Raw genomic sequence first — 8057 nt, 5'->3', positions numbered from 1 at the left:
CGTGCCACGCGCGGATCAGCATTATTTGATGCCATCAGCGCAGCCGGCCGACGCCGAGATCGGCGAGCAACGGCTTTGCATTCCATCCGCCACTTCCATATATCGCAAGGCATGAAAAAAATCGGTTTCCTGTCATTCGGGCACTGGACGCCCTCATCGCAATCACAGACGCGGTCGGCATCGGACGCGCTGCTGCAGTCCATCGACCTAGCCGTCGCCGCCGAGCAACTGGGCGCGGACGGCGCCTATTTCCGTGTCCATCATTTTGCTCGTCAGCTCGCTTCGCCGTTCCCGCTGCTGGCAGCCGTCGGCGCGAAGACCAGCCGCATCGAGATCGGCACCGCGGTCATCGACATGCGCTACGAAAATCCGCTCTACATGGCCGAGGACGCCGGTGCTGCCGACATCATCGCCGGCGGCCGCCTGCAGCTTGGCATCAGCCGCGGCTCGCCGGAGCAGGTGATCGACGGCTGGCGCTATTTCGGCTACGCCCCGGCGGAGGGACAGAGCGACGCCGACATGGCGCGGCATCACGCCGAGGTGTTCCTCGATACGCTGCGGGGCGAGGGGTTCGCTCAGCCCAATCCACGGCCGATGTTCCCCAATCCGCCCGGCCTGCTGCGGCTCGAGCCGCATTCTGAAGGCTTGCGCGAGCGGATCTGGTGGGGTGCGGCCACCAACGCCACTTCGGAATGGGCGGCGAAACTGGGCATGAACCTACAGAGTTCGACGCTCAAATTCGACGAGAGTGGCAAGCCGTTCCACATCCAGCAGGCCGAGCAGATCCGGGTCTACCGCGAGGCATGGAAGGCGGCCGGCCATCAGCGCGAGCCGCGCGTGTCGGTCAGCCGCAGCATCTTCGCGCTGGTCGACGATCGCGACCGCGCCTATTTCGGGCGCGGCAACCAGAGCAGCGACCAGATCGGCTTCATCGAGGAGAACACCAAGGCGATCTTCGGGCGCAGCTACGCCGCCGAACCGGATGTGCTCATCAAGGAATTGGCGAAGGACGAGGCGATCGCCGAGGCCGACACCCTGCTGCTCACCGTGCCCAACCAGCTCGGCGTCGACTACAATGCCCATGTCATCGAGGCGATCCTGACCCATGTCGCTCCGGCGCTGGGCTGGCGCTGACACCGATCGATCAGGCGGACTGCTACAGGGAGGACAACATGCCGAAGAAAGCCTTGATCGCCTGGGGAGGTTGGCAAGGGCATACGCCGGAACAGAGTGCGAAGGTCGTGCGCGGTCTGCTCGAGCGCAACGGATTCGACGTCACGCTGGGCGAGGGCACGGCGATGTTCGCCGATCCGAAGCTCAGCGCATTCGATCTCATCGTGCCCGTGATCACGATGTCGACGATCGAAAAGGCCGAACTTCAGAATCTGGTTCTCGCGGTTCGCCAGGGCAGTGGCCTTGGCGGATTTCACGGTACGATGTGCGACAGTTTCCGCAACGAAGCCGATTATCAGTTCATGACCGGCGGCCAGTGGGTCGCGCATCCCGGCGACATCATCGACTATACGGTCGCCGTCWCCAGGCCGGATGATCCGATCACAAGCGGCGTCCGTGATTTCGCCTACCGATCGGAGCAGTATTACATGCATGTCGATCCGGGCAACGAGGTGCTCGCCACAACCACCTTCACCGACCAGCACTTTCCGGGAATAGGCGGCGTCGTCATGCCGGTGGTCTGGAAGCGTCGCTATGGGGCTGGAAAGGTCTTCTACAGCGCGCTGGGTCACAATGCCGACGAGTTCGCGGTGCCGGAAATGGCCTTGATTGTCGAGCGCGGCCTTGTCTGGGCCGCCCGCTAGGTTGGATGCGGAAGGGAGGACGGGACCTTGACGGTATCGGTTAAAGACCTGCCGCTGCACACGCCGATCGATGGCCGGCACCGCAAGATGCTGATCGATGGCCTCTGGTGCGACGCGCTCGGCGGCCGGACTTTCGAGACGCGCAATCCCGCCACCGGCGCCGTGATCGGGACCCTGCCGCTCTCCGATTCAGGCGATATCGACCTCGCGGTGGCGGCGGCGCGGCGCGCCTTCGACGGACCCTGGAGCCGGTTCAAGCCCTATGAGCGCCAGCTGCTGCTGCTCAGGATTGCCGACCTGATGGAGCGTCACTGGGAGGAGATCGCGCTTTCCGACACGACGGACATGGGCATGCCCATCGTGCGCACGCTGGCCAACAAGAACCGCGTGCTCGGCATGCTGCGCTTCTACGCCGGCATGGCGACGTCGATCCATGGCCACTCGATCGGCAATTCGCTGCCGGGCGAGATCGTCTCCTACACGCGCAAGGAGCCGGTCGGCGTGGTCGGCGCGATCATTCCCTGGAATGCGCCGACAGCCGCGTCGATCTGGAAGATCGGCCCAGCGCTGGCGGCCGGCTGCACCATCGTGCTGAAGCCTTCCGAGGAAGCGMCGCTGACGCCGCTGTTGATCGGCGCGCTGATGATGGAGGCCGGCGCGCCTCCCGGCGTCGTCAACATTGTCACCGGCACCGGCGCGGAAGCCGGCGCGCCGCTCGCCGCCCATATGGACGTCGACAAGATCGTCTTCACCGGCTCCACAGTGACCGGCCAGAGCATCCTGCGCGCCTCGGCCGGCAACATGAAGCGCGTCTCGCTGGAACTTGGCGGCAAGTCGCCGGTCATCGTCTGCGCCGACGCCGATCTCGAGCGCGCCGTGCCGGTAGCGGCAATGTCTGTGTTCGCCAATTCCGGCCAGATCTGCATCGCCGGGTCGCGGCTGTTCGTCGAACGGCCGATCTACGAGGAATTTGTCGAACGGGTCTCGGCCTATGCGGCAAAACTCAGGATCGGCGACGGGGCCGACCCTGAAACCGAGATCGGGCCGCTGATTTCGCCCAAGCAGCTCGAACGCGTCACCGGCTACATCGAGGACGGCACCAGGCAAGGTGCCCGGCTGGTCACCGGCGGCAACCGCATCACGCAAGGCGGGCTCGGTGCGGGCAACTTCATGGCGCCCAGTGTGTTCTCGGGCGTTACCGATGACATGCGCATTGCCCGCGAAGAGATCTTCGGCCCGGTCATCTCGGCGCTGCCCTTCGACACGCTGGACGAGGTGGTTCGGCGCGGCAACGACACGCCTTATGGGCTGGGTGCCGGCGTGTTCACCCGCGACGTCGGCAAGGCGCACCAGCTGGCAAACCGCCTGCGCGCCGGCTCGGTCTGGGTCAACACCTATCATGCAATCGACCCGGCGGTGCCCTTCGGCGGCTACAAGATGAGCGGCTACGGGCGCGAGGGCGGGGCCGAGCATCTCGACGAATATCTCAATACCAAGGGCGTCTGGATCAGGACGGACTGAGAGACCGTTTGGAAACTCTACTCCTGCGGCCATCTGGCGGCGCTTTCTGCGCTTCCGGTGCTCACGTACTCAAATGTACGTTCCGCTCCGGTTCTCGAAAACACCACCATATGACTCGCAGGAGCGAGTTTCGAAACAGTCTCTGGACGCCGCGCGATCCGCAAGGCCGCAGTCACCCGATGCCGCCCGTGACCGCGTACGCGCCGGCGGTGCGGCCATCCTCCAGCCGCACCACCGCTGTCACGATCGAGCCATACGAGCCGCGCCAGACGCTGTGGAAGCGGTGATGCTCGGCGGCCGGGACTAGCGCACTCCCGCTGAAGCGCGCGCCGCTTCTCTGCAGCGCGACGGCCTCTCCGTTGACGTGCAGCTGGATGCTGGCCGTATCGGTCGCTTCGCCAGGCAGGTCGAGCGTGATGACAATCTCGTCCTGATCACCCGAAGCCCGCGTCTCGGCGACAAGCGTGATGGCGAGCGGGGGCGCCTCGCTGTTCAGGGCTTGGCCGGGACGGCCTGCAAAGACATCGTCGGCCAATTCGGGCGTGCGCGGAGGACGGGTGCGGCGCTGACTGGAGCGCTCGAAATCGCCGGCCATGCGCAGCAGCTTTTCGTCATCATAGGCCTTGCCGGCAAAAGTGATGCCGACCGGCATGCCGATGTCGGCCATCGTTCCCATCGGTACGGTGACGGTCGGAATGCCGAAATGGCGCCAGACCAGATTGCCGTTGGCGACCCAGGTGCCATTGCGCCAGGCAAGCGCGGCCGACGCCTCGTTGACATCGGCATCGGCCGACCCGACATCGGCGGCGGCGGGCAGCACCACGGCATCGATGCCGTGGAGGTCCAGCCAGTCCTCGAAATCGATCCGCCTTGTCGTTTCTAGTCCCTTCAGACCGTCCTCGAGTGTCGGAATGTCCACTGCGGGCGTGACACCGGATCGCGCCCGCTCAACGTACTCCGCCAAGTCAAAGCCGCCCTCATAGCGGTCGGGCAGTGTGCCCGGCGGCTGTGGAAAGATCTTTGCGCCGTCGACCGAGACGAGATCGGGCAGTGCCGGGTCGGCATTGGCGCGCAGAAAATCGTCCCAGCCCCAGATGCAGAGATCCCAGATTTCGCGGTTGGCGAATTCTTCTGGCACCAGGCCGCGCTCGGCCATGGTGCGCGCGCCGGGGCGGTCGCGCTCATAGTTGGAGACGACGGGAAAATCGACCTCAATCACCTCGGCGCCTAGCCGCGTGAGATCCGCCGCCGCCTGTTCCCACAGCGCAAGCACCGAGGCGCGGGTCTCGATCGGCCGATCCGCCCCGCTGTCGCGGCCGATATACATTTTGGGCACGCCGAGGCGCATGCCTTTCAGCGACCCCGCAAGCGCCAGATCAGTATAGCGTCGCGGCCGCACATCGGAGCTCTTCGGCAACTTGACCCAAGGCTGCGCGCGCCAGAAATCCCCTCGCGTCTCGGGATCGTCGGCAACGATGATTTCGAGCAGTTCGAGCATGTCTGGCAGGCTGCGCGTATGCGGCACCACGACATCCATGGTTGGCACCAGCGGCCAGTTGCCGCGCACCGAAATGATGCCGCGCGACGGCGTGTAGGCGACCAGCGCGTTGTTGGTGGCCGGCGCCCGACCGGACGACCAGGTTTCCTCGCCCAGCCCGAAGGCGCAGAAGCTGGCCGATGTCGCCGTGCCGGAGCCGTTGGACGAGCCCGACGCGAAGGCGGCGGTCAGGAAGTCGGCATTGTAGGGACTTTCGGCGCGGCCATAGACGCCGCGCTGCATGCCGCCATTGGCCATCGGCGGCATGTTGGTGAGGCCGATCAGCACGGCGCCGCCGGCGCGCAGCCGGGCGATGGTGAAAGCATCCTCGTTGGCGATGAGATGCTCGAAGGCCGGCGAGCCGGCGGCCACGGTCAGACCGGCGACCTTGTAGCTGTCCTTGGCGGTGTAGGGGATGCCGTCGAGCGGTCCGAGCGTGGCACTGTTGCGGCGGCGCTGGTCGGAGGCGGCGGCCTCCTCGAACATCGCTGGATTGAGCACCGGGACCGCGTTGAGGGTAATGCCGTGGCGGTCGAAATGCGCGATGCGCCTGAGATATGCCCCGACCAGTTCGACGCTGGTGACAGCGCCGCCATCTAGCGCGCGGCGCAATTGCTCGATCGTCGCTTCGACTAGACAAAGGCTGGCATCGGTCATCACTGGTTCCAAGCTGTCGTTGCAATCCCATGGATGAGCGAGGCGGCGGGCTTCGGCAAGAGCCAATCGCGATGGGTCTTCGGCGGCATTTGGTCTTCCTGCGGCACGGCGTCCGGGCCTGGCTTGCGAAACCGCGCCGTTGGGAACTTTTGTCCGCCTGGCGATTTTGGATGTATGGTGTGATTCAGGATAGCCAGGAGGTGTTGCCGATGACCACGAAATGCTTTGCGATCTTGGCTCTCGCTATCGCGATAGGCTCAGGCCTTTCTGGTTCGGCGTTCGCCGGCGATCGGCATCACCACCAGCAGGCCCAATCCGAACGCTACGTCCCCGCCGATGACAACCTCATCAACTTCCTTTTCGGCGGCCCGCGTTATTATGACCAGCTGTTGGTTACCACGGCGRCCGGACCGTGCTCCTACGACCGCGTTGGGCCCGACGCGAATGCGCTGAACAAGATCAACGATCATCATTGCGGCAAATAAGCCGCTCAGCGCCTGTTTGGAAACTCTATTCCGGAGGTCATCTGAAGGCGTTTTTTGTGCTTCCCTACAGCGCATTCTGGGCTTGCGGCATACAAACCCACACCGTGCGCCACCGCCGTCGAAGCCATCCAGCCCGGCAACGAGCCGTTGCTGCCGTCCGCGTGAGCACAGCCGCGGATGTGGCGTCAAAAAATCATACCGTAAGAGAAACCACGCCCTGTCGTTGAAAGCGCGGGTGAGGCATGGGGAGCATGAGGGAGGCTGCATTGCGAGATGACACGATGTCTGATCGGGATGACCTGATCCGCACGGCCATCGGGCGGCTGCTTTCCGAGAAAACCGGTGCCGCCGTCAATATCGATGAGAGAGTGCATTGCCGAGCTCTTGGCGCGGACCGGTGCCGTGCTGGACGAAAACCTGCAGGACCTGCTCCTGGAAATGGCCGAAGTCCGCGGCATGATCGTCACTCTCGATGTTTAGAGCAACCCCAGGCGCCGAGCTTCGGTGAGATCGTCAAGGTGTGGCGTGGCAGCAGCGGACTTGGGGCACCGCCTAGGCCGTATACCCATAAGCGATCGACGTCTGAGAATGGTAAGAGGCGTCCGTCCAACGGCCTCACCACAGGAGGTCATCAAAACGCTTTGCCGCTCCCGCTGCGATGCGATGTGGTGCCATCGATCAAGCATGAGAAGTCCGGCTGCAACTCAACCATGATGTTGGATACGGCAGGGGCGGCGCTGCTGGGTTCCTTCTCCGCATAGGTGGCCATAATATAGACGCCGCGAGGATGCTCAGCGTTTAGCCTTGCGGTGAGATGCCAGTGTGGCCTGAGCGCGTAAAGCTTCCTGAGCAACGAAAGGAGCATGGCATCAGAGTAGGAGCCGGCCAGGATTTCGGTGGCCATCAATCTCAATTCTCCCGGATTGTCGTTCTCTTTCTCGATGACCCAACCTCGTCCACCGTGGGGCTGGCCAATGATCGCTTCTAGTGCAGGGATGTGAACACGGCGCAGCTTCTGCCTGTTGTTGCAGCGTATGTAGATGCTCCATAATATCTCGTAGTCACCTGTCCAAGGCTCCGTGCGCTCCGGCATGCCTGGGTAGAACAACTGGGGCATATCTTCGCTCGTCATCGACCTTTCATGTCCGCCTTCCACGGTGCGGTCAAGCCTGCGGCTTTCATGTTGCGCCAGTTTGTGATTCAGACTGCTCAAGAACCGATACGACCTAACCGACTTCGAATGGCGCGCGACCCAGCCGCATCTGCCCAACAAGCTGCGAGGCGTGCCGCGCGTGGATGATCGGCGGGTTCTCAATGGCATCTTCTGGGTATTGCGCTCCGGTGCGCGCTGGGCCGACCCGCCGGCACGCTATGGACCGCCCACCACGATCTACAATCGCTTCAACCGCTGGYGCAAAGCCGGTGTCTGGGACCGCCTGATGGGTACGGTCACCAAAGCCCACGACGGCAAGGTGCAGATGATCGATACCTCTATTGTTCGCGTCCACCAACAGGGTGCGACGGCAAAAAGGGGGATCGCAATCATTGTCTCGGTCGATCCCGAGGCGGGCTGACAACCAAAATCCATGCTCTTGTCGATGCCAAAGGCAGGCCGATCAAGCTGATGCTCACGGCAGGTCAGATGAGTGACATCGCATCCGCAGCGGACTTGATAACGGAATTGCCGGAAGGGGCCATGCTACTTGCCGACAAGGGCTATGATGCCAACGCCTTGCGCAATGCCGTCACCGAGCGAAGGGCTTGGGCCAACATCCCTCCCAAGGCCAACCGCAAGGACCCGATCTGCTTCAGCGCCTTCCCCTACAAGGCACGCAACCTCGTCGAGCGCTTCTTCAACAAGGCCAAGCAGTTCCGCCGGATCGCAACCCGATACGACGAACTGGCGGAAAACTACCTCGCTGCCCTCAAACTCGTCTCAGTCCGCATCTGGCTACACGATAATGAGTCTACGTCCTAACGCTGTTGGATCAGCGTCCGCGCCACATCTTTCCCCGCCGCAAGAATACGATCCGACAATTC

At 63.5% G+C, this 8057-nt stretch carries 7 protein-coding genes; 5 read left to right on the top strand and 2 right to left on the bottom strand.

The features are described from left to right. Window positions 1–111 precede the first annotated feature (111 nt). The 3 genes from ACXJ7R_RS18990 (at window position 112) to ACXJ7R_RS18980 (ending at window position 3338) form a co-directional block, all read left to right on the top strand. Window positions 112–1134, top strand: a complete 1023-nt coding sequence (locus ACXJ7R_RS18990) for an LLM class flavin-dependent oxidoreductase (protein WP_457153188.1) — start codon at window positions 112–114, stop codon at window positions 1132–1134. A 38-nt stretch (window positions 1135–1172) separates the two neighbouring features. Then, window positions 1173–1817 carry a ThuA domain-containing protein gene (locus ACXJ7R_RS18985; RefSeq protein WP_457153187.1) on the top strand — a complete coding sequence of 215 codons (645 nt, stop codon included), beginning with the start codon at window positions 1173–1175 and terminating at the stop codon, window positions 1815–1817. A gap of 87 nt (window positions 1818–1904) precedes the next feature. Continuing rightward, window positions 1905–3338 carry an aldehyde dehydrogenase family protein gene (locus ACXJ7R_RS18980; protein ID WP_457153190.1) on the top strand — a complete coding sequence of 478 codons (1434 nt, stop codon included), beginning with the start codon at window positions 1905–1907 and terminating at the stop codon, window positions 3336–3338. 172 nt (window positions 3339–3510) lie between these two features. Here the strand turns inward: ACXJ7R_RS18980 and ACXJ7R_RS18975 are convergent, their stop codons facing one another. Further along, window positions 3511–5532 carry an amidase gene (locus ACXJ7R_RS18975; RefSeq protein ID WP_457153186.1) on the bottom strand — a complete coding sequence of 674 codons (2022 nt, stop codon included), beginning with the start codon at window positions 5530–5532 and terminating at the stop codon, window positions 3511–3513. A 170-nt stretch (window positions 5533–5702) separates the two neighbouring features. On the opposite strand from ACXJ7R_RS18975, the gene ACXJ7R_RS18970 reads away from it, so the two are divergent. Next, window positions 5703–6017 (top strand): hypothetical protein, encoded by a 315-nt coding sequence (locus ACXJ7R_RS18970; RefSeq protein WP_457153185.1) that lies wholly within the window; start codon window positions 5703–5705, stop codon window positions 6015–6017. 631 nt (window positions 6018–6648) lie between these two features. Here the strand turns inward: ACXJ7R_RS18970 and ACXJ7R_RS18965 are convergent. Next, entirely contained in the window at window positions 6649–7230 is a 582-nt protein-coding gene (locus tag ACXJ7R_RS18965; protein WP_457153184.1) for a hypothetical protein, read from the bottom strand. Here ACXJ7R_RS18965 and ACXJ7R_RS18960 point away from each other — a divergent pair. After that, window positions 7223–7995, top strand: a protein-coding gene (locus ACXJ7R_RS18960) for an IS5 family transposase (RefSeq protein ID WP_457153189.1) whose coding sequence is annotated in 2 segments (ribosomal slippage) — window positions 7223–7541 and window positions 7541–7995 — 774 coding nt in all. Because the reading frame shifts where the segments join, the coding sequence is not laid out codon by codon here. The genes ACXJ7R_RS18965 and ACXJ7R_RS18960 overlap by 8 nt on opposite strands. The last annotated feature ends 62 nt before the right edge of the window (window positions 7996–8057 follow it).

The sequence above is a fragment of the Mesorhizobium sp. P5_C1 genome (assembly GCF_054049815.1).
Note: the sequence above shows the minus strand (reverse complement) of the source record. Positions and strands in the feature narration are given on the sequence as shown.